Source organism: Bradyrhizobium sp. HKCCYLS2038, from assembly GCF_051167655.1.
In the GTDB taxonomy this organism is placed as follows: Bacteria; Pseudomonadota; Alphaproteobacteria; order Rhizobiales; family Xanthobacteraceae; genus Bradyrhizobium.
Window position 1 is genome coordinate 189,651 of sequence record NZ_JBNPTM010000002.1, and the last position, 26,920, is coordinate 216,570.

At 65.5% G+C, this 26,920-nt stretch carries 14 protein-coding genes and 2 pseudogenes (1 of these 16 running past the window's edge); 4 read left to right on the forward strand and 12 right to left on the reverse strand.

Annotated features, from left to right (window positions below; translation table 11 throughout):
- The 6 genes from ACQR1I_RS09995 to ACQR1I_RS10020 all read right to left on the reverse strand — a co-directional run.
- Positions 1-1,328, reverse strand: the 5' end (the start) of a protein-coding gene (locus ACQR1I_RS09995) for an amino acid adenylation domain-containing protein (RefSeq protein WP_434864451.1). The gene continues 5,251 nt to the left of window position 1, outside the view; 1,328 of the gene's 6,579 nt are visible here — the first part of the coding sequence; it begins with the start codon at positions 1,326-1,328; its stop codon lies off the left edge, out of view.
- Positions 1,328-11,041, reverse strand: a complete 9,714-nt coding sequence (locus ACQR1I_RS10000) for an amino acid adenylation domain-containing protein (protein WP_434864452.1) — start codon at positions 11,039-11,041, stop codon at positions 1,328-1,330. Before ACQR1I_RS10000 ends, ACQR1I_RS09995 begins: the two co-directional genes overlap by 1 nt.
- A 52-nt stretch (positions 11,042-11,093) precedes the next feature.
- Entirely contained in the window at positions 11,094-12,056 is a 963-nt protein-coding gene (locus ACQR1I_RS10005; protein WP_434864453.1) for a TauD/TfdA family dioxygenase, read from the reverse strand.
- A 122-nt stretch (positions 12,057-12,178) separates the two neighbouring features.
- The gene (locus tag ACQR1I_RS10010; RefSeq protein ID WP_434864454.1) at positions 12,179-12,901 is read right to left on the reverse strand and encodes a thioesterase II family protein; all 723 of its coding nucleotides are present in this window, start codon (positions 12,899-12,901) and stop codon (positions 12,179-12,181) included.
- Between the two features lie 17 nt (positions 12,902-12,918).
- On the reverse strand, positions 12,919-13,149 hold the full coding sequence (locus tag ACQR1I_RS10015) for an MbtH family protein (protein WP_434864455.1): 231 nt from the start codon (positions 13,147-13,149) through the stop codon (positions 12,919-12,921).
- A 350-nt stretch (positions 13,150-13,499) separates the two neighbouring features.
- Complete coding sequence (locus ACQR1I_RS10020) at positions 13,500-15,824, reverse strand: TonB-dependent receptor (RefSeq protein WP_434865113.1); 2,325 nt, start codon at positions 15,822-15,824, stop codon at positions 13,500-13,502.
- Between ACQR1I_RS10020 and ACQR1I_RS10025 the strand changes: the two genes are divergently transcribed.
- Positions 15,761-16,261: a hypothetical protein gene (locus ACQR1I_RS10025; protein WP_434888733.1), complete on the forward strand. Its 501-nt coding sequence runs from the start codon at positions 15,761-15,763 to the stop codon at positions 16,259-16,261. The two genes, ACQR1I_RS10020 and ACQR1I_RS10025, sit on opposite strands and share 64 nt — an antisense overlap.
- 824 nt (positions 16,262-17,085) lie before the next feature.
- On the opposite strand, the gene ACQR1I_RS10030 is transcribed toward ACQR1I_RS10025, so the two are convergent.
- The 3 genes from ACQR1I_RS10030 to ACQR1I_RS10040 form a co-directional block, all read right to left on the reverse strand.
- Entirely contained in the window at positions 17,086-17,277 is a 192-nt protein-coding gene (locus tag ACQR1I_RS10030) for a hypothetical protein (RefSeq protein ID WP_434864456.1), read from the reverse strand.
- Between the two features lie 207 nt (positions 17,278-17,484).
- Positions 17,485-17,751, reverse strand: coding sequence for a conjugal transfer protein TraD (locus ACQR1I_RS10035; RefSeq protein ID WP_434864457.1), 267 nt, complete (start codon positions 17,749-17,751; stop codon positions 17,485-17,487).
- A gap of 1 nt (position 17,752) precedes the next feature.
- Positions 17,753-18,079, reverse strand: coding sequence for a conjugal transfer protein TraD (locus ACQR1I_RS10040; protein WP_434864458.1), 327 nt, complete (start codon positions 18,077-18,079; stop codon positions 17,753-17,755).
- A 170-nt stretch (positions 18,080-18,249) separates the two neighbouring features.
- Between ACQR1I_RS10040 and traA the strand changes: the two genes are divergently transcribed.
- From traA to ACQR1I_RS10055, 3 genes and pseudogenes are all read left to right on the forward strand, one after another.
- Positions 18,250-21,261: a Ti-type conjugative transfer relaxase TraA gene (traA, locus tag ACQR1I_RS10045; protein WP_434864459.1), complete on the forward strand. Its 3,012-nt coding sequence runs from the start codon at positions 18,250-18,252 to the stop codon at positions 21,259-21,261.
- A 126-nt stretch (positions 21,262-21,387) separates the two neighbouring features.
- Positions 21,388-21,594: pseudogene (locus tag ACQR1I_RS10050) on the forward strand (helix-turn-helix transcriptional regulator).
- A gap of 143 nt (positions 21,595-21,737) precedes the next feature.
- A complete protein-coding gene (locus ACQR1I_RS10055; protein WP_434864460.1) occupies positions 21,738-22,034 on the forward strand; it encodes a helix-turn-helix transcriptional regulator in 297 nt (98 codons plus the stop codon).
- Here the strand turns inward: ACQR1I_RS10055 and ACQR1I_RS10060 are convergent.
- From ACQR1I_RS10060 to ACQR1I_RS10070, 3 genes and pseudogenes are all read right to left on the reverse strand, one after another.
- Positions 21,988-23,242, reverse strand: a pseudogene (locus ACQR1I_RS10060) (tyrosine-type recombinase/integrase). The gene ACQR1I_RS10055 and the pseudogene ACQR1I_RS10060 sit on opposite strands and share 47 nt — an antisense overlap.
- Before the next feature lie 292 nt (positions 23,243-23,534).
- Positions 23,535-25,139, reverse strand: coding sequence for a glutamine-hydrolyzing GMP synthase (gene guaA, locus ACQR1I_RS10065; protein ID WP_434864461.1), 1,605 nt, complete (start codon positions 25,137-25,139; stop codon positions 23,535-23,537).
- Between the two features lie 469 nt (positions 25,140-25,608).
- Positions 25,609-26,907, reverse strand: a complete 1,299-nt coding sequence (locus tag ACQR1I_RS10070; RefSeq protein WP_434864462.1) for an RsmB/NOP family class I SAM-dependent RNA methyltransferase — start codon at positions 26,905-26,907, stop codon at positions 25,609-25,611.
- Between the last annotated feature and the right edge of the window lie 13 nt (positions 26,908-26,920).

Below are 26,920 nucleotides of genomic sequence, written 5' to 3' on the forward strand. Positions count from 1 at the left end.
AGCTTGCCCGAGATGCGACCGGCGCTTTCGCTCAGATCGAGCTCGAGGTCGAACTTGACCTGTCGCTGCGCGATCGCAAGGCGTTCGACGCTCAGGCCGGGCAGCTCGCAGGCGACGGGATCGGCGCCCTGCCAGGCGAACACCACCTGAAAGACCGGCGTGTATTCCGCCTGCCGCGGCGGCCGCAGCACGTCGACCAGATGTTCGAACGGCAGGTCCTGATGGTCCTGCGCCGCCAGCACCGCCGTTCTCACGGCATCGATCAGCTCGGCCACGCTCGGCGCGCCCGAGAGGTCGAGCCGCAACGCCAGCATGTTCACGAAGAAGCCGGCCAGCGCTTCGATCTCAGGACGGGTGCGATTGGCGGTGGGCGTGCCGATGACGAGGTCGTGCTGTCCGGCGAGCCGCGACAGCACGAGGGCCCAGGCCGCCAGCACGATGACGAAGGGCGTGGCGCCGAGCGCGAGGCCGAGCCGCCTGATCGCGGCCGACAGTTCAGCATCGATCTCGATCGGCACCGCTGCGCCGGCGATCGATCGCGGCGCCGATCGCGGCCGGTCGGTCGGCAGCGTCAGCAAGGGCGGCGCATCGGCCAGCACCGCCGTCCAATGCTCGAGCTGTCGCTTCAGCCTGGCGTCCGTGAGCGAACGGCGCTGCCATGCCGCATAGTCGGGGTATTGAATGGCGAGCGGCGGCAAGGGATCCGCCGCGCCGCTGACGAATGCGGCATACAGCGCGGAGAGCTCGCGCATGATGACGCCCATCGACCATCCGTCGGAGATGATGTGGTGCTGGCTGAGCAGCACGAGATGGTCGTCATCGGTGACCTTCACGACATCGCAGCGGATCAACGGTCCAGTGGCGAGATCGAACGGCCGCGCGATGGAGGCGTCGAGCAGATCGCGCAGACTCTGCTCGCGATCCGGCCAATCGCTGATGTCGTGCAGCTGCAGCGGCAGCGGGGTATCAGCTGGCAACAGGCGGACATGCGGCTCGCCCTGCTCGGCCACGAAAGTCGTCCGCAGCGCCTCATGGCGTGCGAACAACACGTCGAGGCTGCGGCGCCACGCATCGACGTCGAGCCGTCCGTGCAGCCGGAGCACGGCATCCATGTGGTAGTTCGTGTGCACGCCCTCGATCTGCGCTAGCAGCCAGAGCTGCTGCTGCGCGAAGGACAGCGGCAGGCTGCTCGCCCGATCGACGATCGGGATCGCGCCGGCATCGCGCTTGCCGGCGTTGCGGCCGCGCTCGCGGGCGGCGAGCGCCAGGCGCTGCAGGGTGTCGGGATCGAGAGCCCGCAGGCCCGGTCTGGCTGATTGTCCGCTCATTACACCTCTGCCTCGATCAGGTCCTGGAGCTCCTGCTCCTCGAACTCGGCCTCGATCACGCCGATCGCAACGATCCGCGCGAGCTCCGCCAGCTCCGGATGCGCAAACAGCTCGGTCATTCGCAGCGAGATGCCGAACTCTTGCGTGATGCGGCTCACCAGACGAACTGCCAGCAGCGAGTGACCGCCGAGCTCGAAGAAGCGGTCGCGGCGACTGACGCGGCTCACCCCGAGCAGCTCTGTCCAGATCCGAGCCAGAGTGATCTCGATCTCGCCGACCGGCGCTTCTAATCCATTCCGCACGGCTTCAGCCTGGGAGAGCAGCGGAAGCTTGCCTCGGTCGATCTTGCCGTTCGGCGTCAGCGGCAGTTGCGGCAGCACCAGCACGCGGGCCGGCACCATGTAGTCCGGCAGCACCTCGGCCAGCGCGCTGCGCAGGCCGGCGCCATCGAGCCCATCCTCGCCGCAGACATAGCCGACGAGTTGCGGTCCGGCGCCCTGCTCCTGGGCCACCACCACGCTGGCGCGGACACCGCGCAGCTGCTGCAGCCGCGCCTCGATCTCGCCGAGCTCGATGCGGTGGCCGCGGATCTTCACCTGATGGTCGGCGCGGCCGACATAGTCGAGCACGCCGTCGGAGCGCCAGCGCATGACATCGCCAGTCCGGTACAGGCGCGCGCCCGCATCATGGAAAGGATCTGGAATGAACCGCTCCGCACTCAGTCCGGCACGGCGCCAATAGCCACGCGCCAGCCCCTCGCCGCCGATGAAGAGCTCGCCGGCCACCCCGACCGGCGCGAGGTTGAGATTGGCGTCGAGCACGTAAAGCGCCGTGTTGCCGATCGGACCGCCGAGCAGCGGCGTCGGATGATCGGCATCGAGCCGATGCCGCGCCGACCACACCGTGGTCTCGGTCGGCCCGTACATGTTCCAGACATCGCGCCCCGACGCCACCAGGCGCTGCGCAAGATCCGGCGGCAGCGCCTCGCCGCCGGCCAGCACGCGGCAGCCCCACGGCAGCCACGACTCGTCAGCCGCGTGATCGAGCAGCATCCGCCAGCTCGACGGCGTCGCCTGGATCATGGTGACACGGTGCCGGGCGATGAACGCCTTCAGCGCCTCCGGATCGCGTGCCAGCGCGCGGTCGGCCAGCACGATCTCGGCGCCGTGCGCCAGCGGCAGCCACAGCTCCAGAACCGCGATGTCGAACGACAGCGAGGTCAGTCCGAGCACGCGGTCATCGGACGAGATGCCTGGCTGCTCCGCCATCGTCGCCAGGAAGTTCGTCAGCGCACCATGCCGCACCATGACGCCCTTCGGCAGTCCGGTCGAGCCGGAGGTGTAGATCACGTAGGCGAGCGTCTCCGGATGAACGGCAATGCCGAGATTGCCGCTGTGCTCTGCCGGATCTGCTATCTCGCCATCGAGCAGCCAGGCCGCCGCACCGAGCTCCGTCAGGGCCGCTGCGAACCGATCATGCAGGCTTGCCTGCGTCAGCAGCAGCCTCGCGCCGCTGTCACGCAGCATGTGTGCGAGGCGCTCGGTCGGATAATCCGGATCGAGCGGCAGATAGGCTCCGCCGGCCTTCAGCACGGCAAGCAGGGCGACCACCATCATCGGCCCGCGCTCGATTGCGAGGCCCACGACGGCATCGGCTCCGATGCCGTGCGCCCTGAGACGCCGCGCCAGCCGGTTCGCACGCGCATTCAGCTCGCCATAGCTCATCCGGCCGTCGGTGCTGGTGATGGCCACGACGTCAGGAGCTGCAGATGCCTGCGCCTCGACCTGCGCCACCACATCGAGCGCATCGCTGGCGCCGAGCTCCGCAGCCCGGCTCCAGCGCAACAGGCGCGCGAGCGAATCGCCGCTGACCGTCTGCAGTGCGCCCGTCGGACGCCGGCCATCGGCCGAAATCTGCGCCAGCCAGTCTCTCAGGGCTACGCTCAGCCGCCGAACAATGCTCTCATCCAGCTGCGCACGATCATAGTTGAAGTCGAGCCGCAGCCCACCGACCCCGTCGAACGCGGCGATCGCGACCGGATAGTTGGTCGGGGTCACGTGCTCAACCTTGCCGACGCGCAAGCCTTCGCCTTCCTGATGCGTCAGCGCGTGATCGAGCGGATAGTTCTCGAACACCATGATGCTGTCGAACAGCGACTGTCTGCCCTCGACCGCGAGGCGCTGGATCTCGTGCAGCGGCATCCACTCATAGTCCCGCGCCGCGACGTTCTGTGCCTGCAGGCCGCGGAGCCAGTCCCCGGTCTCGCGCTGCGGCTGCGATCCGTCGACCAGCGGCAGCGTATTGATGAACAGCCCGACGACGTCCTCGGCCCCGCTGAGTTCGGCGGGGCGTCCCGCGACGGTGACGCCGAAGCATACCGCGTCCTGTCCAGTGAGCTGCCGCAACGCCTGCGCCCATGCGCCCTGCAGCAGCGTGTTCAACGTGATCCGCTGCTGGGTCGCGAACCGCCGCAGATGCGCTGTGAAATCGCCGTCCAGCACCAGCGTCAGCCGGCCGTGGCCCGAGGCCGTCGCTCTCGCGCCTTCAGTACGCAGCGCATCCGCAATGCGCGTCGGCTCGCGCAGGCCCTGCAATGTCTGGCGCCAGAAATCGGCCGCGGCGTTTTGGTCGCGCGTCTGCAGCCAGCCGATGTAGTCGCGATAGAGTCCGGTCGGCTGGGACGTCAGGCCTCCGCCGATCCACTTGAGAACATCCGCCAGCAGCCGGGCCGAGCTCCAGCCGTCGAGCACGATGTGATGATGCGTCCAGATCAGCCAGACCCGATCGTCGTCGAGCCGGATCAGCCGGAGCCGCTGCAAGGGCGGCTGCGTGACGTCGAAACCGAGCGCGCGCTCCTGCTCCGCGGCCTCTGCCAGCGCAGCATCGAGCTCGCCGTCCCGCTGCAGTGTCCGGCCGCGCCAATCCTGTTCGACGATGGGAATATCGAGGCTACGATACACGATCTGCTGCGCCGCGCCTGACAGCACCTGCCAGACGAAACCGGTCCGCAGCGCCGCATGCCGCGCGCTCACCGCCTGCCACGCCTCGCGCAGCCGCGCCGGCGTCACGCCGTGGAGCTCGACCGCGAGCTGATTGACATAGGCATCGTCCTTGCCGTCCCGGATGGCATGGAACAGCATACCTTCCTGCATCGGCGACAACGGATAGATGTCTTCGATGCGCCGCGCATCGATCGTTGCACAGAGCCGATCGAGCGCCGCCTGATCGAGCCCCGACAGCGGAACATCCGACGGGGTGAGAGCGCCGGCGCTCGCTAGGCAATGATCGACCAGGCTGCGCAGGGCCTCACCATACAGCGTGGCGAGGCACTCCACGGTGGCGCGCCGATAGCGCCGGCGGTCGTAGCGGAAGGCGAGCCGGAGCTGGCCATCGCGCACCTCGCCATTGATGGTGAGCCATGCCCGCAACGGCGTGTCAGCCGCGCGCATCGGCCCAGTCGATTCCGGCGCCATCCGGTAGGCGGCGGTCGCGCCGAGCTCCGCGTCGAAGCGGCCGAGATAGTTGAAGACGATCCGCGGTTTCGGAAGCTGCGCGAGCGCGTCACGCTGCTCCGCTGTGCCGAGATAGCGCAACACGCCATAGCCGAGGCCGCGATCAGGCACCGCCCGCAAGGTCTCCTTGACGCGGGTGATTAGCGCAGCATCCGCAGCAGCACCGCCATCGAGACGAACGGGGAATGCGCTCGTGAACCAGCCGACCGTGCGCGTGATATCGGCGTCGGCAACCACGTCCTCGCGGCCATGGCCCTCGAGCTCGACCACGATGCCGTCGCGGCCGCACCAGCTCCATATCGCGCGCGACAGCGTCGCGAGCAGCAGGTCGTTGATCTGGGTGCGGTACGCGCTAGGTGCGCCGTCGAGCAGTTGCGCCGTCAGCCCGGCATCGACGCTCAGCACCACCTCGTCAGCGTCGGCCTCGACATCGACACCGCCATGATCGTCGTCGCAGTGCAGATCGGCACCGCCTGACGAGGCCGACCAGAACGGCAGCTGCGCGATCAGCTGCTCGGAGCTTGCCAGCTGGGCGAGCCGCTGCGCCCACACGGCAGGCGCCTCGGTCTTCGCCGGCAGGCCGACCTCCGTCACACCGCTCGCAAGCTGTGCGCAGGCGGATGCGATGTCCTCCAGCAGAATGCGCCAGGATACGCCATCGACGGCGAGATGATGGATGGCGATCAGCAGCCGCTGGCTCCCGTCTGCGAGGTCGAACCCGACCGCACGCAGCAGCGTTCCGGATGCCAGCGACAGGCTCGCCTGTGCCGATGCGGCGATCGCCGCGATCTCGTCGGGCTGAACCCCGCTGCGGATCCAGAGCAGATCGGATGCGACCGGCCCATCTGCCAGGGCCGCCTGCCACTCGCCCTTCACCTGGCGGTAGGTCATGCGGAGCGCGTCGTGATGCATCACTACGGCCACCAGCGCACGCTGCATCACATCCCACGCCACGCGATCGCGCGGGATCAGCAGCACCGCCTGATTGAAATGATCGCGGGTTGCGATCGCCTCGCTGAAGAACCGCAATTGGATTGGCAGCATCCCCACGGCGCCGGCGTTCACGACGCCGGGGGTTGCTGCCGGCGGCCTGCCCGGTGCGGAGGTGGTCGCAACCACACCGGCCTGGGCCGCTATCGTCTGCTGCGCAAACATCTGCTTCGGCGTCAGGACGACGCCGCGCTTGCGCAGCCGTGCGATGATCTGCAGGCTGAGAATGGAATCGCCGCCAAGCTCAAAGAAATTATCGTTGCGGCCGATGCGCTCGCGGCCGAGCACCTGCTGCCAGACCGCCGCGATCGCCTGCTCGACCTCTCCAACGGGGGCGGCATAGGCGGCAACAGTCTCGTCGTCCGGCTGCGGCAGCGCGGCGCGATCGAGCTTGCCGTTCGGCGTCAGCGGCAGGCGGTCGAGCATCACGATGCGTGACGGCACCATGTAGTCCGGCAGCAGCGCCGACAGCCGCTCGCGCAAGGCGTCCGGCGTCACGGTCGTGCCGGCCGATGCGACGCAATAGGCGACCAGCTCCTGCCGCTCCTGATCGGCATCGAAGGCGCGCACGACGACGGCGGCATCGGCAATGTCATTCTGCGCGATGATCGCGCGCGCGATCTCGGCAGTCTCCACGCGGTAGCCGCGCAGCTTGACCTGATCGTCGCGCCGGCCGAGGAAGACGATGCGGCCTGCCTGGTCACAGCGGACGCGGTCACCGCTGCGGTAGAGGCGCTCGCCGGCTGCGCCGAACGGATCGGGGACGAAGCGTTCGGCGGTCTGGCCAGGAGCATTTCGATAGCCGCGCGCCAGGCCGGCGCCACCCAGATAGAGCTCGCCGGCGACGCCGCGCGGAACCTCGTTCAGCGCATCGTCCAGCACGTAGGCGCGCAGGTTCGGCAGCGGCAGTCCGACGGGAACGATCCCCTCGGCGGCTGCCTCCGACCATTCATGGGTCAGGACGCCCACCGTGGTCTCGGTCGGGCCGTAATGGTTGATGATCCGGCAGGACGGACGCAGCGCGCGCACCTCTGCGATCAGGGCCGCGTCGCAGGCCTCGCCGCCGACCACCAGCACGTCACGCGGCAGCATGTCGGCGGAGCGTTGTGCGCGCAGCAGGCCGCGCAAATGGCTCGGCACGATCTTTAGGATATCGACCTCGCCCTCGCGCATCGCTCGCGCGAAGCTGTCGGCATCGAAGGCAGCCTCCGGTGCGAGCAGATTCAAAGTCGCGCCGCTCGCGAGCGCACCGAACAGCACGGTGTGGCCAAGGTCGGCGGCGACGGTCGAGACCATCGCCATGCTGGCGCCCGCCCTGGGCTGCAGCCGTGACAGCAACGCCTGGACGTAGTTCGCGAGCGCGCCATGCGACACCGCGACGCCCTTGGGGGCGCCGGTCGAGCCGGACGTGTAGATGATGTAGGCGGTCTGCGCCGGATGAACCGCCGGGGGAACGACCACGCTGGCTGTGTCGTCGCCGAGCCGCTCGGGGTCGAGAACCTCGCACGGCAGCGGATGGGTCGCCGCGAGGCGGTCGCCGGTCGCCAGCAGGATCCGGATGTCGCCGTCGCGAACGATCCGGTCGAGGCGCGCGACGGGCCATGCCGGGTCGAGCGGCACATAGGCGCCGCCTGCCTTGAGCACGCCGAGCAGCGCCGCGACGAAAGCCGGAGAGCGCTCGATCCACAGCGCGACCGGCGTTTCCTGACCCACTCCGCGCGCCGCGAGGGCGCGCGCGATGCGATCCGACCACTGCTCCAGCGCGCCGACGCTGACCGCTGCGCGGCCCTGACGCAGCGCGACTTGATCGCTGCGACCGACGAAGGCCCCGCGGATCAGGCTGAGAATATCGGTGCAGGCGAAATCCCTGATCTCGGCGGCCACGACCTGGCGGACGTCAGGCGCGAGAGTGAAGTCGGCCAGCGGCCGGTCGACGCGCTCGGCGATCTGCTGCAGGAAACCAATGAACTGGTCTCCGATGCGCGCGATCGTTGCCGCATCGAACAGATCGGTCGCGTAATTGAGACTGGCCGACATGGCGTCGGCGCCATCGATGATATCGAGCGCCAGGTCGAAATGCGATCCGGCGAGGTCGATGATGCGCGCCTCGCCGCGCAGACCGTCTGCGGCCGCAAAGCCGCGCGGCGCTGTCATGTAGTTGAACTTGACCTGAAACAGCGGATTATGTCCGCTGGAGCGGGCAGGCTTCAGCGCCTCGACCAGCCGATCGAACGGCAGATCCTGGTGGGCAAGCCCGGACACCACATTGTCCCGCGCCTGTGCCAGCAGCTCGGCAAAGCTCATGTCGGCGGCAAGGTCGCCGCGGAGCACCAGCGTGTTGACGAAGCAGCCGATCAAGGAGGTCAGCGCGGCGTGACGGCGCCCCGCAACCGGCACGCCGATGCGCAGGTCCGAACGACCGGAGTAACGGAACAGCAGCAGCTGCCAGGCGGCAAGCAGCAGCATGAACGGGCTGACGCGCTGGTGGAGCGCCAGCTTCCGCAATCGCGACGCCAGATCGGGAGCGATCGCCACATGGATGGTGTCGCCGCGATAGCTCTGGAGCAGCGGACGCGGACGGTCGAACGGCAGCATCAGCGGCATGTCGGTGTCGCCGAGCCGGCTGCGCCAATAGGCGAGCTGCTCGCCGGCTTCGGGACCGCCAAGCCAGTGCCGCTGCCACGCGGCGTAATCGGCATATTGGATGGCTGATGGCGCCGGCAACGCCGGTCCACCGCGCGTATTTGCATCATAGAGCGCGGTGATCTCAGTCAGCAGGATGTCGAGCGAGAGACCATCTGCGACGATGTGATGCGCAACCAGCAGCAGCTCGTGGCTGTCGTCGCCGAGCTGCATCAGCACGACGCGCAGCAACGGGCCATTGACCAGGTCGAACGGCTGCGCCAGCTCGTCTCGCGTGCGGGCCGCGGCCCGCAGCGCACGCTCGGCGCGGGGCACCCGGCGCAGATCCGCGATGGCCACCGGCACATCGAGAGCCGCATGAACCACCTGCCTGGCGCTGCCCTCCTGTGCGGCGAAGGTGGTGCGCAGCGACTCATGGCCCGCGACGATCTCCGTCAGAGCCTGGACCAGCCGGGTCTGGTCGAGCGGCCCCTTCAACGTCACGGCGCAGGCGATCGTGTAGGCGGTGCTGGACGGGTCCATGCTCCACAGGAACCACAGCCGCTCCTGCGCCGGCGACAGCAGCGCGCGCTCGGCAGGCGCTGCTGGCCGCAGCGGCGGCAGCACTCTGGCGCCGCTGCTTGCGGCATCCAGCCTGGCAGCAAGCGCGGCGAGCGTGGGCGCATCGAAGAAGCTGCGGAGATCGAGCTCGACACTGAGGCGTTCACGCACCATCCCCGCAATCTGGGCGGCCCCGATCGAGTTGCCGCCCAGCATGAAGAAATCGTCGTCGCGGTCCACCTTGGCGACACCAAGAGCGTCCTGCCAGATGAGAGCGAGACGGCGCTCGGTCTCTGTCACCGGTTCGGACGCCGGCAACGATGCCGTCGCAGGCATCTGGCGCGATCGTTCGAACACCGTGAAGCTGTCGAGCGTGCCTGCTGCCCAGCCGGCACGACACGCCGATCGCTGCAGCTTGCCGCTGGTGGTAAGCGGCATGCCCTGCGGATTGAGCAGCACGACGACGGCCGGATATTCCTGAGTCTGCCCCATCACGGCCTCGCTGATCGCCTTGATCAGCACATCCGATGGTGTCCGTCGCAGCACGGCCCTGCTGAACTCCGCGGCAATGCCGATGCCTTCGGTGCAGTCGCTGTCGACCGGAAAGGCGGCGACGCGTCCCTTGCGGACCGAAGCCACCTCGGTTTCGATCGCCTGCTCGAGGTCGAACGGGTAGATGTTCTGGCCGCGAACGATCAGCAGATCCTTGAGCCGGCCGGTGACGACCAGGTCGCCTTTGCGGAGGAAACCGAGATCACCGGTCCGCAGCCAGCGCGCGCCATCCCGTTCAACGAATGTCTGCTGCGTCGCCCTCTTGTTCTTCCAGTAGCCGGCCGCCACGCTTGGCCCGGCGACCCAGATCTCGCCGATCTCGTCGGCATCAGCCTCGGACGACGCATCGGGCCGCATGATGCGCACCGCATGGCCGTCGGCCACCGGGCCACACGCCATCAGGTCGGTGCCGTCGCCGGCCTCCGCGACGCGTCCGCCGCCGAGAGCCGCCGGATCAAGTGTGTAACAGACGGCCTGGCTGTTGCGGTCGCCCGCTGTCACCAGCAGGGTCGCCTCGGCAAGGCCGTAGCAGGGAGTGAGCGCACGGGAATTGAATCCGGCCGGGCGAAATCGCTCGGCAAAGCGGTCGAGCGTCGTGCAACGAACGAATTCCGAGCCGGAGAAGGCGAACCGCCAGCGGCTGAGATCCAGGCGCGCCAGGGCCTCGTCCGAGACGCGGTCCGCGCACAGCGCGAATGCGAAGTCGGGTCCGCCGCTGCAGGTGCCACCGTGGCGGTGAATGGCATCAAGCCAGCGCCGCGGCTGCTCGAGAAAATTGCGCGGCGACATCAAAACCGCGGTAAAGCCGGTGAATAGCGGATTCAGCAATCCGCCCATCAGGCCCATGTCATGGAATAGCGGCAGCCAGCTGACGAACACGTCGTCCCTGGTGCCCGCCAGAACCGCCTCCATCGCGATTTCGTTGGCGACGAGATTGCCGTGGGTGACGCACACGCCCTTCGGCTTCGAGGTCGAGCCGGACGTATATTGAAGAAAGGCAATCGTCTCGCGCTTCAGATCGGGCTCGCGCCAGGACGAGGCCGCATCGACCGGCAGGGCGTCGACGGCGAGAACATGGGCGGAGGTCTCGCCAACGGTCGAGGTCACGAGATCGCGAAGCCGCTCCTGGGTGAGGACGATGCGCGGGGCGGCGTCGCGTCTGATCCCGTCAAGCCTGCTGCTGTAGCGCTGCTTGCCGCTTTCCGGCGGATAGGCCGGGACGGCAATCACACCGGCATACAAACACGCATAGAACGCAACCGCGTAGTCCAGACAGCTCGGCAGCAGGATGACGGCGCGGTCGCCTGTAACGGCGATCTCCTGCAGATGCGCGGCGAGCGCACGAATTCGCCGGTCGAGAGCTGAAAATGTGAGCTCTTCGACGACGTCATCGCCTTCGATGAAGCGCAGCGCCGGGTGGTCGGCGCGCAAGGCTGCATGCTGACGCAGGCGTTCAACGAGAGTATCTGTCGGCATCGTCAGGATATCCGATGTAAGGGGGGCATTCGACAAGCGGCAGGGTGCCTGCTCAGTGCAGCCGATGGGCTTGCGCCATCGCCACGATCACCTTGCGCGGGCCCTTGAACGGCTCGCGCGCATGCGCCGTCAGCATGTTGTCGAGCATCACGACATCCCCCGTCTGCCAGGGAAACATGATCTTGTGCCGGTCGAGCACGCTGCGCACCGCGGCGAGCGTCTCGTCCTCGATCGGGGTGCCGTCGCCATAGAAGGCGTTGCGCGGCAGCTCCTGCGGATCGCCGACGATGTCGAGCAGGCTCTCGCGCACATCTGGCGCCAGGCTGGACACATGAAACAGATGCGCCTGGTTGAACCAGACGGCGTCTCCGGTGACCGGATGCACCGCGGTGCCCTGGCAGACCTGCCGCGTCCTCAGCTCGTCGCCGTCCTTCCATTCGCAGACGATCGCGTGGGCCGCACAATAAGCCTCGACCTCGGCCTTGGACTCGGTGCCGAACACCTGGCGCCAGTCCACGTCGAGACCGCTGCCATAGTTGCGGACATACATGACGCCCTTCTCGGCAAACCGGCTGCGGATCGCCGCGGGCATGTCGCGGAAGATCAGCCTGCTGTCGGCAATCGGCGTCTCGCCGCCCTGCTGGGCCGCCTGCTGGCAGTAGAACCAGATCTTCATCGGCCAGTCGCGCGTATAGGCCTGCTCGTTGTGCAGCGGAATGCTCTGATGCGGCGGGTACTCGGTCGAGGTGTAGACACCGGAGCTGACCTTCGACCGGGGCGTCGAACCGAACTCGTAGGCGAGCAGCGGATAGCCGAAGCCCGCCGCAAAGCTTCTGAATCCCTCGGCGCCGTCGACCTGGAAGTCGCGAAACAGGATCCCGCCGCAGACCAGCAGCTGCCGCTCGATCATGTCGCGCACCTCACCGACCGCCTCTGTCAGCGGCTCCTGTTTCCGGCTGGCCCGCAGGAGGAACGGCAGAGACCCTTGTTCAATCTTAGGTTGCATCTTGAGCATGATGTTTCCTCATCTCCCGTCGATTCAGTCCAAGAGTCCGGTTTGGTCCCAGGGTCCGCTTTGGTCCCAGAGTCGGTTCGCCGGCCCAGCACGGGCCGACTCTCGTCAGCTGCGCGTGATGCTCACGCGCTCACACTTGCAAGCTCCGGCCAGGCCTGGCGCGCCAGCAAGGTAGCGATCAGCCTCAGCAGATCGGCCTGCTGCGCGTGAATGAAGAAGTGATCCCCCGCCAGCATGTCGAGGCCGAATGCGGCTGACGTCTCATGACGCCAGCCCTCCAAGGCTTCAGCACGGGTGTCGTCGCGATCACCACCTAACACCTGAATCGGACACGGCAAGGGCTGCCGATGCCGATAGGCGTAGCTCCCGCACATCAGGAAGTCGGCGCGCAGCACCGGCAAGGCGGTGCGCATGATCTCCATGCTGTCCAGGGCATCGGGCGGAGTGCCATTCAGCCTCAGGAGCTCGTCGCGCAAGGCTGCGTCGTCCAGCGGCTCGCGCCAGCGATCGTCATCCCGCATCGCCGGCGCCTCGGTCCCGGACACGATCAGCATTCGCGGCGCCGGGGCACCGAGCGCAACCAGCCTGTGCGCAACCTCGAATGCGATGAGCCCACCGAGGCTGTGGCCGAACAGGACATAGGGGCCCGCCAGCCGCTCGCCAACCAGCTCGGATGCGAGCTGATCGGCCAATGCGAGCGGATCCGTGCACAACGGCTCATCCATCCGCACGCCGCGCCCCGGCAGCTCCAGCGGCACCACGTCGATCCAGGACGGCAGCAGCCGCCTCCAGCGCGCATAGACCGTCGCGCTCCCGCCGGCATAGGGCAAACAGATGAGACGCATCGCGCCACGCCTCCGCGTCAGGATTCGACCGACGCGCGCGCGCCCTCATCCATGAATTTGCGCAACGAGAGCGGCCGCATGTCGGTCCACACCTGCTCAATGTGATCGAGGCATTCCTTCTTGCTTCCGGTCACGCCGATCGCGGTCCACCCATTGGGGATGCTCTTGAACGTCGGCCAAATGGAATATTGCTCCTCGTGATTCATGACGACGGTGAAGGTGACGTCATCCCGATCGAAGACCATCATGCCCGGTTACTCCTACTAACAAGCGACAGCTGACAACGACGAGTAATGCAGTTGAGAATGACAGTCAAAAGGATACCGTCGATCAAAGTTTTTAATCTCTCCAAGGTGACACACTGACGACGACTCAACATAGGGATGCAAGACCAAAATCCGCACGAACTAACGACGCTCAGCCGGTCATAACAGACCCCTGCGTCACTCGCTGGTGCCGCATTCGGCGCATCTCTGCGCACTACAAACTAATCAATTTACCTTTGATTGACGACAATCAGACCCAGGTGACCGAAACAAGGTGGCCGCCGCACATCTGCCGTGCGGCGGCCGCGTCGTTCAAGATTCGTATCGCGGCCTCAGAAATTGAAGGTCGTCGACATCAGATAAGTGCGCGGCGCCCCCAGGGTGATCACGCCGCTATAGGCGGAGGCCCAATACGCCTTGTTGAAGACGTTCTCGACGCTGGCCCGCACCACGATCGGCTTGCCGTTCCAAGGTGATGTGAACGTGTAGCGCGCCCCCAGGTCGAATCGCGTCCAATCCGGCAAGGACAGCTTGTTTGCGGGATCGACAAACTGCATCCCGGTGTAGACCGCTCGCCCGGTCAGGGTGAGATCCCGAACAAATGGCGTATCCCATTCGGCGCCGAGATTCACGGTGAGTTCGGGCACGCCAACTGCGCGCTTGCCATCGGTCGCGCCACCTGACGTCTGTTCCTGCACACCATGGATATAGGCAACGCCACCAAGCAGCCGCAGTGAGGGCACCACCTCGCCGAAGACATTGAACTCGGCGCCGGTGTTGCGCTGCAGGCCGTTCATGACCTGGGTCAGCGCTCCAGCCGCCCCCGTCGTAATCACGCTCGGCTTCGAGATGTCGAAAGCGCTGACTGTTGTCGTGATGCGCCCCCAATCGACCTTGATACCGGTCTCGACCTGCTTGGTCTGTCCAGGAGGAAACACAGTTCCGGAATTGGTATAGCCGGTCGCGGGAACCACCGTCGGCGTCTGAAGACCTTCGATGTAGTTGGCGTAGAGCGAAACATGCTCGACGGGCTTGACGACCAGCGCGTAGGCCGGCGTCCAGACGGATGTGTCAGAGAACGGGCGGCTGGCACTCGGGGTGACCAGATTTGTGACTTCGGTCCCAGCCGTCTGACGGCGGACACCCACGGTCAATTGGATCCGCTCGTTGAGGATGGACATCGTGTCAGAAACACCGATGCTCCAGAGATTCGTCCCAATGATCTGATCCGTCAGGGTCCTGAAGGCAGGCATCGCAACGCTGGTCGGCTCGGTATATAGGTTCCAGCTGATCGCCGACCCCGTCACGAGGTGCTGGCCGTAGGTGCGGTCCGTAATGGAATAGCCCAGGTTGAGCGTGTGCTTGACCGGCCCCGTATCCACGGTCGCGCGGATGCCCGCCTCGCCCGCTAGAGTCTCGAACCTCTCACTCGCGGTTCCAGGATTCGGGACGTAGATATTGCCGGTGTTGCTGATCAGGTTCGGGGACGGATATCGGTAATTGATGTTGCTGTCGTGATAGCCGAACGAGGCATAGGCCGTGAGCTTGTCGCTCAGATCGACCTCACCTTTGACCGTGGAATAGAAATCTGTCGGCACGTAATAGGCCCACGGCACCTGGAAATTGGTCCCGGAGGCCGGCGGCGCTGGAATGCTGGTGACTCTCGACGTGTCCACGCCAAAGAAGCGCAAGGGCGGCCTCAGATTGTCGGCCTGATAACCAACGTCGGCATCGATGCGAACATTCTCGCCATGGTAGTCAACGGCAAGATGGGCATTGCCCATTTCGTCCGTTTGCCGGTTCCACGGCGTATCGCCGTTCGAGTAGCCGCCGTTGAAGCGGACACCCCACTCCTTGTGCTCGCCGAAGCGGCGGCCGACGTCGATCTGTTCGCCGAACTGCGACTTCGAGACGTAAGTCGTGGTCAGTTGCGTGATATCCGCATCCAACGCGTGCTTGGTAATCAGATTGACGCTGCCGCCGACGGCTCCACCGCTCGACGAGCCGGTTCCACCAACCGTCATGCCATTGAGCAGAGCGGCCGGCCCCTTGAGCAACTCGACCCGTTCGATGAAATTCGCTCCCGTCGAGTAATACGGTGCGATTCCGGCAAGGCCGTTCAAGGCATAATCGCCGCTATCATAAGAGAAGCCGCGGATGAACAGGCCATCGGCGCCGCCACCAGCGGCCTGCACCGTGCGAACTGAGGGATCATTGATCAGGACGTCGCGGATGGTGCGCGCCTGCTGATTCTGGATCAATTGCGACGTGAAATTCGTCTGGTTGAACGGTGCGTCCATCACACCGCGATTGCCGAGCAGCCCGAGCCCGCCGCCGGTCGCCACCTGTCCGCCGGCATAGGGGGACGGCGGCGCGCCGATCGTGCCCGTCGACGGAGTCGTGTAGGGCACCGGAGCGCGCGGCGGCAGATTGCGGGTGGCGACACGCCGCTGCGTGCTTCGCGTCGATGTGGCCTGGGTCCTCTGACCACTGGTCGGGCGAGGCTTCGACTTGGGTGCATCGACCGTCACGTCCGGGAGCTTGGTCTGACCGAAGGCCTGCTGGACGCCTCCGACGCTCAGCGTGAGCGCCAATGAGCTCACCAGGCCCAATGAAAACGTCAACCCAAGTTCTCTATCCGTCACGCGACAAATCATTTCCGACACCCCGATCATTCCAAGTTCCAGCTTGGATCATCGGCGCTCCTAACACACAGGTATTGGAGGATGGCGTCGCGCGACGTAGAACCCGTCTAACGAACGACAGTTTTGTCAGCGCGCAAGCTGCAAGGGATTGTCACCGCGGCAGGATTTTTTCCGGTGCGCCTTCTTCGAAGATTTCCAAAGAAGCGCAGACTACAATGGGACCGCTGTGGATCCTGCAGATGACGCGACCAACGATACAAACTTCGCAATCATCGCAGAGAACGATTCACAACTCAGCGGAATTGATAGTTGTTGCCACGCTCGCTGCAGACTATCAGATCACAGGTTTTGATTCAAATCCGCTTCAATTTCGCCGTGAACGAGACAGCGAGGCGCGGATTTTTGACAGTTCAGCGACGTTGCATCATCAAATGTTTATCGCGCGATGACGCGTTTCCGTTTGTTGTCCGACACGGTTCGTGTCGACCAATGCGCGGCCCTGATCACACGACAAGCGCAACGGCTGCGGGGTCACGCCGGGCGATGGCCTTGCAGCTGGTAACGATCAATGTTCAGGTGATCGGCAGGTCTGATCGAAAGGGCAGCATCGTCATAACAGAGGGCTGCCGACGCGTGGGCGATCCGCGCGCACATGTGAGCGCGCCCATGGACCGGCCGTCGAGTCCCTACCCATCGACCGGTCGCGTCAAGATCTGTTCTGAAGATCGTGCCCCGTGCACAGGTCGTGTCAACGCGGGGCGCTCCCCGCTGCGGTCGTGGCGTCCCGCGACGCGCCCTTCGCGCCGAGCTTCTATCGCGGCCCATGAAAAAAAGACAGCAGGATCGGCACCGAAAGGCCGAGCCAGCACAGACGGTCCCAGAGAACCATCACCGAGCAGCCCGAATGCGAGGCCTGCAATGGCGACAAGGCCGATCAGGAGCGGCGCCCGAAAGACCTGCTAGATCGGGAGCCGCGCCGTGCGCGACGACGATGCAGACTCTGCAGATGCGGATCTCATGGCGACACCGTTGCCGGCGCGGCCGCTGCGACGACGACCGCGACCCTTCGACGGCTGCCCCAACCGTCGGCAACCCACAGATACAGGCCGCTGCAGAGCACGATAATGATGATGATCAGATCGAGGCTGATTGCGGCCTTGCGGCAGATTTATGCCGCGAGCGGGCGGCGGAATTGGTTCATCCCCCGGGCTGAGCCGTCGCGGCGCGCATCCGACGCCGTTTGAGGCGCCCCCTAATCGCGGGGCTGTCCGATTCACACATCGTGCAACCCGAGTGCTGTGCCGAATTTGATGCGCTCGAAGGCTTCGAGGCCGATGCGCATCGTTTTCGGCCCGGGCTTTCCATAGTAGCCATCCCATCTTCCGAGATGTGCGATCACCCGGCGGCGAAGGCGAGCGAGTCCTGGGATACGGGTTTCTCTACGCTCGATCAACACGGCGATCATTCGCAATCGCGTGGCGAAACTGCAGCACCAACGACCTGTAGCGGCAAGTTTGGATGAAGTGCCGCTATCGTAGCGGACTACGATAGTCCCGATCATTTCAAATAACGACGAGGAAAGCCGAGCCTTTGGTCTCCGTCGACCCCTTCTGCGGGGACGCCCCGCAACTGCAGATACGTAGTCACGTGCCCGATTTGCTATCGTCGTGCATCAACGACGAACCGCCAGACCAGTTCGATCAGTCTGGTTGTGAGTCCCCGGACCCGCCTCGAACGCTTGCTTACCCTTTGCCGTCCAAAGTGCTCGCGCCTCTTCGGCCTGACCGCTTAGGAGCTTGGCAGCCATCCAAAGCAGCGCGCCGTAGATCATGGCACGGTCATCGCCAGTCAAGTCCACGATGCCCGCTCTAACGACGAGACCGCCGAGTTCGATGAGATGCCGGGTCCGCTTGCGGCGCTCGACTTGCCATGTGCGCATGTCATGTCGCGCCCTTGCGGTTTGATGCCTGTTGCGCGCCGTCCGGTTGCGCCGAAGGGCCACTAGCGTTGCGATCAGCTGCCGGCGCAGTACGGCGCGACCGTCCCTGAAAGAAGACGGCCCCTTGCCTGGCCCATGCCTCCCTCTTTCCGGCCTCCTTTGTCTCGGCCAGTACGATCAGCGCACCAGCCAGTTCATTGGCGCTAAGCGCATCTGCCCCGGTGGCGATGACAAGTTCGCCGAGCTGCTGCACTTTGCGGCTTTTCAGTTCGCGCGCCTTGTCCTCAAGTGTCTTCAGTTCAGCATCAAAATCTCTAGGCTTGCGCATCGTCATCTCCATCGGTGTTGATGGAGAGATGATAGTCGAGCCCGCGGTACAATGCTGTAAGGTCGTCAGGACGGCCTGAGATGCTGTAATCCCTCCCGAGATTTTTCGAGGGAGGGCGCGCTTATACGTCGTTTCGACGTCGGCTGTGCCGTGTAGATGATTTTGTCGCGATGGCGATCTATCATCTTCATATCAAGGTCATTGGCCGGAAGGCCGGGAGCAGCGCGGTGGCTTCAGCGGCGTACCGCTCGGGCTCGCGGCTGCGCGATGAGCGGCTCGGCTGTGATCAGGATTTTTCCGGCAAGCGCGGCGTCGTCTATTCCGAGGTGATGCTGCCGGAGAATGCGCCGGAGGCCTGGAGCGACCGCGAGCGGCTCTGGAACGATGTGGAAGCGTCCGAGGTCCGCAAGGACGCGCAGCTGGCCCGCGAGGTCGAGTTCGCCCTTCCGCGCGAGCTGAGCGAGGCACAGGGCATCGAGCTGGCTCGGGACTTCGTTCAGGGTGAGTTCGTCGGTCTTGGCATGATCGCCGATCTCAATGTGCATTGGGACAGGGCCGAGGACGGCCTGCCCAAGCCGCACGCCCATGTCATGCTGACAATGCGGGCTGTTGACGAGAACGGCTTTGGTAAGAAGGCGCGGGACTGGAACCGCAACGAGATGGTCGAGCGCTGGCGCGAACGCTGGGCCGAGATCGCCAACGAGCGGCTGGCCGAGCTCGATATCGACATCAGGATCGACCATCGCAGTCTGGAAGCACAGGGCATTGCGCTGGAGGCGCAAAGCCAGATCGGCGCGCCGGCGAAACGGATCGAGATCCGGGGCATTGCGGGCGAAGGGTCTGAGGCCGATCGGGCCGATATGCACCGTAAGATCGCGCGCGGCAACGGCGCGCGGATTATCGCCGATCCCGCCCTCGGGTTGGATGCGATGACCCAGCAGCAATCAACCTTCACCCGCCGCGATCTGGCAAAGTTCGCGCACCGGCACAGTGACGGGCTCGACCAGTTCAACCAGGTGGCGGGCGCAATGCAGGTAGCGCCCGACCTGGTCGAACTCGGCAAGGACGCCCGCGGCGAGGATCGGTTCACCGCCCGCGGGATGGTCGAGGCGGAGCAGCGCCTGCACCGGGCCGCTGAACGGATGGCGGACCGGGAGCGCCATGAGATCCGCGACGCGGCTCGCCAAGACGCTGTGATGCGAGCGGAAGCGCGCGGCCTGGTGCTGTCGTCCGAGCAGGCCGCAGCGCTCGCGCATGTTACGGACGCACGCGGTCTCAGCGTCGTGGTCGGCCATGCCGGGACGGGAAAGAGCGCGATGCTGGGGGTGGCGCGGGAGGCCTGGGAAGCGGCAGGCCTTGAGGTCCAGGGCGTGGCACTGTCCGGCATTGCTGCGGACAATCTTCAGAGTGGGTCGGGCATTGCGTCGCGCACGATCGCCAGCCTGGAGCATGGCTGGGAGCAAGGCCGTGATCTGCTCAATTCGCGCGATGTACTTGTCATCGACGAGGCAGGAATGGTCGGAACGCGGCAGCTCGAGCGCGTGTTGTCTCATGCCGCCGAAGCTGGAGCCAAGGTGGTGCTGGTCGGTGATCCGCAACAACTGCAGGCCATCGAAGCGGGTGCTGCCCTCCGCTCCATCCATGAGCGTCACGGGGGCGCCGAAATCGGCGAAGTGCGCCGCCAGCGCGAGGACTGGCAACGCGACGCCACGCGCGATCTGGCGACCGGCAAGGTGGGCCATGCGCTGGAGGCCTACCGCACCCACGGCATGGTGCGTGAGGCCGAGAGTCGCGAGCAGGCGCGCGGCGATCTGATCGAGCGCTGGGACGGCGACCGGCAGGCCTCACCCGATCGCAGCCGGATCATCCTCACCCACACCAACGACGAGGTGCGGGCGCTGAATGAGGCAGCGCGCGGGCGGATGCGGACTGCCGGCGATCTCGGCGACGAGGTGCGTGTGACGGTCGAGCGCGGTGCGAAAATATTTGCCCGCGGAGACCGCGTCTTGTTCCTGCAGAACGAGCGCGGGCTTGGCGTCAAGAACGGCACGCTCGGGACGATCGAGCAGGTCAGCGCGCAATCCATGACCGTGCAGATCGACGATGGCCGGTCCGTGCGGTTCGATCTCAAGGATTACAACCGGATCGACCATGGCTATGCCGCGACGATCCACAAGGCGCAGGGCATGACGGTCGACCGCGTCCATGTGCTGGCGACGCCCGGCATGGATGCCCACAGCAGCTATGTCGCCCTCTCGCGGCACCGCGACGGCGTCGACCTGCATTATGGCCGCGACGATTTTTCCAGCCCTGATCGGCTCACCCGGGCGCTATCGCGCGATCGCGCCAAGGATATGGCCTCGGATTACGAGCATGCCGATCCGGTCCAGAGCTATGCCGAACGGCGTGGCATCACGTTCCGCGAGCGCGTGGCCGAGATCGTGCGCAAGATCGTCCCGGAAAAGCTGCGCGACATGTTCGATGGACTTCGCTCGCCGGCTGATTCCCCCGAGCCGGATGGCGGACGGAAGCCGGAGCAGGCATCGCCGGAAAGGGAGACGAGCGGCACGGCAGCAGACCGGCGCGCAGCCGACATACCGGCAAGGAGTGTGGCGCAAGATCCCGACGCGGAAGCGCGTCGCGTTCGGACTCGGGCTCTGGTGCGCCATGCCCGCGCCGTGGATGCGATCTTCGCTGCGCAAGAGACGAGCGGCAATGCCAACCGTGCGCAACTCGAAGAGCTGCAGACGGCTCGCCAGGCCTTCGAAGAGGTGCGGCCCTTTGGTCCGCACGATGCCGAAGCCGCCTACAGGAAGACCCCGGAACTGGCACGCGAAGCGGCTGGCGGCCAGGTCAGCCGCGCGCTCCGCGCACTCCAGCTCGAGACCGAACTCCGCACCGATCCGAGCCGCCGCGCCGATCGCTTCGTGGAGCGCTGGCAGAACCTCGGCCAGACCAGCCAGCGCCAGTATCAGGCCGGTGACATGTCCGGCTACAAAGCCACGCGCGCAGCGATGGGCGACATGGTCAAAAGCCTCGAACGGGATCCGCAGCTGGAATCCGTCCTCGCCAGCCGCAAGAACGACCTCGGCATCGCGTTTGAATCAGGTCGCCGGCTTGGCCAGGATCTGGCCTTCACTCACGGCATCGATCTCGGCAGAGGCCGGAGCATCGGAATTTGACCCATCCTTTTTGCCCCCGGCTCTACTCCACGCTTGCGACGTGCTAGATCCTCTTGTCCACCTGCAACTGTTGACCTGTCTACTCTCAGAAGGTGTCAGGAACAGCCAGCAAGAAGCAGCGAGGCCATGCGCGAACCAGACCGCACTATCCGGATAAGGGCCGTCCTGGCCAGGCCCGGGCTGTCCCGGTCGACGATATACCGCAAGATCGCCGAGGGTACGTTCCCCAGCCCGGCTCAAGATCAGCACCAACGGGGCCGGTTGGCATGAATCCGAAATCAACCGATCGCAGATCCGATCGGATGGCGTCCAGAGTTCGATGAAGTCCGGTGATTCTCCCGCCTCGAACCCGCTAGAGCAGCCGATTGCTTTCGTTCGTTGGCAGGCACTTCCGATTGCTGCACCGATAGAGGTATCGCTGTTCATTCGAGTTGAAACGAATTCAGTTGCTGCGTTTGGCAGAGAGGGGATCGCTCATGGCTCACCGGGAAGGCACGGTACTAAGACGAACAATCCGGCGGCATCAGCTCCGCGAAATGGTTCCTCTCGCCGACAGCACGATTTACGAGATGGAGCAGCGCGGCGAATTCCCACGTCGCTTCGCGCTCACTTCTCGCTGCGTCGTGTGGGACCTGGCAGAGGTCGAAGCCTGGCTTCTGCTGCGCCGGAGCGCTCCCCTCACCCGCGCCCCGCATCCAGACGTGAAACTGCGAAGAAGCCGGCCCGTCAAACGGCAGGATCGGGCTCGAAGATCGGCATCGACGGCGGAATGAGGGTTGGCGCGTATTTCTGGCCTCCGACCCACGCGTCGATGATGTTCGACCACTCCTGCATCATGTGCCGGCGCTGCAGCTCGTACTCAGCCTTGTTGTAGACCCCGCGCGACGAGCGACCATCCTCGTGCGCCAGGCACTTCTCGATCCAATCGCTATTGAAGCCGAGCTCATTGAGCAGCGTCGACGCTGTCCGCCTGAGGTCGTGGACCGTGAAGTGTTCGAGCGGCAGCCCCTCTTTCCGGGCGCGCTCGACGACCGCGGTGGTGACACGATTGAAGGTCGCCCGCGACATCGGGCTGTCGGCATCATATCGAGATGGAAGCACATACCGCGAGTTGCCGGCACAGGTCTTCAGCGCGATGAAGATATCGAGCATCTGCCGCGAGAGGTACACATTGTGCGCCTTCGACCGCTTCATCCGCTCCTTCGGGATGGTCCAGACCGCATTCTCGAAGTCCACCTCGTCCCAGGTCGCGTCCTGCAATTCGCTTTTCCGCACCATGGAGAGAAGATAGAGCCTGACGCCCAGCCGGATAGTCGGGAGCGTCGCAACGTGCTCCAGCTGCTTTAGCATGATGCGGATCTCTGACGGCGACAGCGAGCGATCGCGAGGGACGAACTGCGCGATCGAAGATGGCCCGACGTCATCTGCAGGATTGGCGACCTTCTCGCCGTGCAGAATGGCAAAGCCGTAGATCTGCTTGACGATGTCGCGGACGTGAATGGCGGTTGCCGGCGCGCCCCGCTCGACGATGGCCGCACAGTGCTTTCGCAAATCGTCCGGCGTGATTTCGGACAACAGCCGCTTGCGCCAGGGTGGCAGCAGCTCGCGCTCGAAGATTGAACGGCGCATGGCCCGCGTGCTGTCCGCCATCGGAGCCGCCGAGAGCCACTTCTCGCCGAACTCTCCGAATGCCTTGGCTTCCATCAGTCGCCGCTTGGCGCGCTGCTTTTCAATGGCTGGGGACCGCCCCTCCTTGATGGCGCGCCTGGCGTCGATGCAGAGCTCTCTTGCTCGCGCAAGCGACAGGTCGGCAAGACCGTATTTGCCGAAGGTGATGGTCTCTCTGCGTCCGTTCATCCTGTAATCGAGCCGGAAGGAGATCGAGCCTTTCGTACTGACGAGGACGTACATGCCGTCCCGATCGGTCACCTTGTAGGATTTTTTTTGGTCTCAGGTGCTTAAGCGCAGCATCGGTCAGCATTTGTCCGCCTTCTGGGCTCGATACCGTCATGCCGTTTTCGGCCGCGGATCTGAAGGAAAGCGACGCTATTTCAATCGGTTGGACCAAAAAAAATACCGTCAGGGCTCATTTCGAGCTGACGGTATTGATCAAAACGGGATGGGAATAAGGAAGCCGATGCCGTCAAACAGTCCGGGACAGGCGACCTTGGCCCACCGATAGTCGACGATAAGTGCCGGCGGATTTTATTTTTCGCTTCAGGGAGTTAGAGCGTAGATTTGAGAAGATCCGGCTAGCTTTGGCTGGCCGCGAATTATTCCCACTCAATCGTCCCCGGCGGCTTGCTCGTCACGTCGTAGACCACCCGATTCACGCCCTTCACCTCGTTGATGATGCGCGTGGCCGTGTTCCCTAAGAACTTCATGTCGAACGGATAGAAATCCGCCGTCATGCCGTCGGTTGACGTGACGGCGCGGAGGCCCACGACGTAGTCGTAGGTGCGGCCGTCGCCCATGACGCCGACAGTCTTGACGGGGAGCAGCACGGCGAAGGCCTGCCAGATGGTGTCGTAGAGGCCGGCCTTGCGGATCTCGTCGATGTAGATGGCGTCGGCTTTGCGCAGGATGTCGAGCTTGTCGGTCGTGATCTCGCCGGGGCAGCGGATGGCGAGGCCGGGGCCAGGGAACGGGTGGCGGCCGACGAACACGTCGGGAAGGCCGAGCTCGCGGCCGAGCACGCGGACCTCGTCCTTGAACAGCTCACGCAACGGCTCGACCAGCTTCATGTTCATGCGCGCCGGCAGGCCGCCGACATTGTGGTGCGACTTGATCGTCACCGAGGGGCCGCCGGTGAAGGAGACGCTCTCGATCACGTCGGGATAGAGCGTGCCCTGCGCCAGGAAGTCGGCGCCACCGATCTTCTTCGCCTCGGCGTCGAACACATCGATGAAGAGTCTTCCGATGGTCTTGCGCTTCGCTTCGGGGTCGGTGACCCCTGCGAGCTCGCCGAGGAACAGCTTTGAGGCGTCCACATGCACCAGCGGGATGTTGTAGTGGTGCCTGAAGAGATCGACGACGGTCTCGGCCTCGTTGAGCCGGAGCAGGCCGTGGTCGACGAACACGCAGGTGAGCTGGTCGCCGATCGCCTCGTGGATCAGCACCGCGGCCACCGCGGAGTCGACGCCGCCGGAGAGGCCGCAGATCACCTTGCCCTTGCCCACTTGGGCGCGGATCTTCTTGATCTCTTCCTCGCGGAAGGCGTGCATGGTCCAGTCGCCGCCGAGACCGGCGATGTTGCGGACGAAATTGCGGATCAGTTTTGCGCCATCCGGCGTGTGCACCACCTCGGGGTGGAACATCAGGCCGTAATATTTGCGCTGCTCGTCCTGGATCACGGCGAAGGGCGCGTTCGGCGAGACGCCGGCGACGGAGAAGCCCGGCGGCATCTGCGTGATGCGGTCACCATGGCTCATCCACACCTGGTGCTGCTCGCCCGGCTGCCAGACGCCGTCGAACAGCAGGCTGTTGGTCTTGACCTCGACGTCGGCGCGGCCGAACTCGCGGTGGTGGCCGCCCTCGACGGTGCCGCCGAGCTGGGCGGCCATCGTCATCTGGCCATAGCAGATGCCCATCACCGGGACGCCGGAATCGAAGATCAGCTGCGGGGCGCGCGGGGAGCCTTCCTCGTGGACGGATTCGGGGCCGCCGGAGAGGATCACGGCCTTCGGGTTCATCTGCCGGAAGGCGGCCTCCGCCTTCTGGAACGGCACGATCTCGCAATACACGCCGTCCTCGCGCACCCGGCGCGCGATCAGCTGCGTGACCTGGCTGCCGAAATCGACGATCAGGATCTTGTCGTGGAGCGCGGCCACGGAGGTGTCGGTGGCGGCGGCGGTCGGGGTGTTGGATGGGGCTGTCATGGCAAGGAATTACGCCGCTGCGGGGGGACTCGCAACCCTTGGAAGCGGACGACGCCCTTTCCTCCCCGTCATTCCGGGGCGCGCGGAGCGCGAGCCCGGAATCCATACGCCCAGTCGGGGTTATGGATTCCGGGCCCGCGCCAAGGGGCGCGTCCCGGAATGACAGCGTGTTTGTGGCACTGGCGTCATACCCCGCGAAGGCGGGGTATCCAGTACGCTGCGGCGGCGTAGTCGGGCACGAGGCAGCGGTGGAATACTGGGTCCCCCGCCTTTCGCGGGGGACGACAGTTGAGGGTGTCTTCCGCACCTTCCGCGTCATTGCGAGCGCAGCGACGTGTCCGCCGAAGCCCGTCGGACGTAGGCGGAAGCAATCCAGAGTCCCGCCTGAGCCCCTGGATTGCTTCGCTGCGCTCGCAATGACGGCGGAGGGAGCTGCGAGGGCGGAGAGACCTTTGGACGGCGGAGAGGGCTACGCCTTCTTCAGCACCGAGACGAAGAACCCGTCCGTGCCGGTGCGGCGGGGGGTCATCAGCCAGCCTTCGGGGGTCTGCAGGGCGGCCTCGGCGAAGGCCTCGGCTTTGTCCCACAAAACGGTGGCGGTCTGGTCGGGGGGCTGGATGGTGAACTCCTTGTGGCGCTCAACGAACGCCCTCACCTGGTCGCCGTTTTCCGGCTGCAGCACCGAGCAGGTGATGTAGGCGATGCGGCCGCCGGGTTTGACCAGGCGGGCGGCGCGGTCGAGCACTTCGGCCTGGTCCTTCAGCCGGATCTCCAGGGCGCCGGGGCGCATGCGCCATTTGGCGTCGGGGTTGCGGCGCCAGGTGCCGGTGCCCGTGCAGGGGGCGTCGATGACGACGAGATCGGCCGAGGCCTTGATGTCGGCGAGCGGGTCGGCGTCACCCTTTGGGCTGCGGATGTCGGCGTTGTGGACGCCGGCGCGCGACAGCCGCTCGTGGATCGGCGCGAGCTGGCGCTTGTCGGTGTCGGTGGCGATCAGGCGGCCCTTGCCCTGCATCATCGCCGCCAGCGCGAGCGTCTTGCCGCCGGCGCCGGCGCAGAGGTCGATCACCTGCTCGCCGGGCTTGGCCGCGGTGAAGAGAGCCGCGAGCTGCGAGCCCTCGTCCTGGACCTCGACAAAACCCTTGATGAAATCCTCCTCGGCATGGACGCCGGGATTGCGCGCGTCGGCCCCGAGCGCGATGCGCAGGCCGAGCGGCGACCATGGGGTGGGCACGGCGCCGAGATGCTTCAGCGAGGCCTGCACCTTCTCGCGCTTGGCTTTCAGCGTGTTGACGCGCAGGTCGAGCGGCGCGCGGCTGGCCATCGCCATGGCTTCGGCGACGCGGTCGTCGCCGAACACGGCGGCGAGATACGGGTCGAGCCAGTCGGGATAGTCGCCGGCGACCGGCGGCGGCGCGCCCTCTGACGTGCGCGAGGCCAACGCCTTTTCCTCATGCGCATTCAGCGGCGGCGGCGCGAAGCGGCTGCCGTCGCACATCGCGGCGATGGTCGCGACATCGAGGCCACGCTCGAGCTTGAGCATGCCGAGCACGCGCGCCCGCGCGGTGTCGTCCTCCATCATATAGGCGCTGGAAGCGCGGCGGCGGAGCACGTCCCAGACCAGGCCGGCGATGGCGGCGCGGTCGCCGGAGCCGGCGAAGCGGTGGCTGGTGCCCCAGTCCTTCAGGGCCTTGGCCGCCGGCGCCCGCTGGGACTCGATGGACTCGATGATGTCGATGGCGGCGGACAGCCGGGCGGCGGGGGTCATTACAGAATCCAGT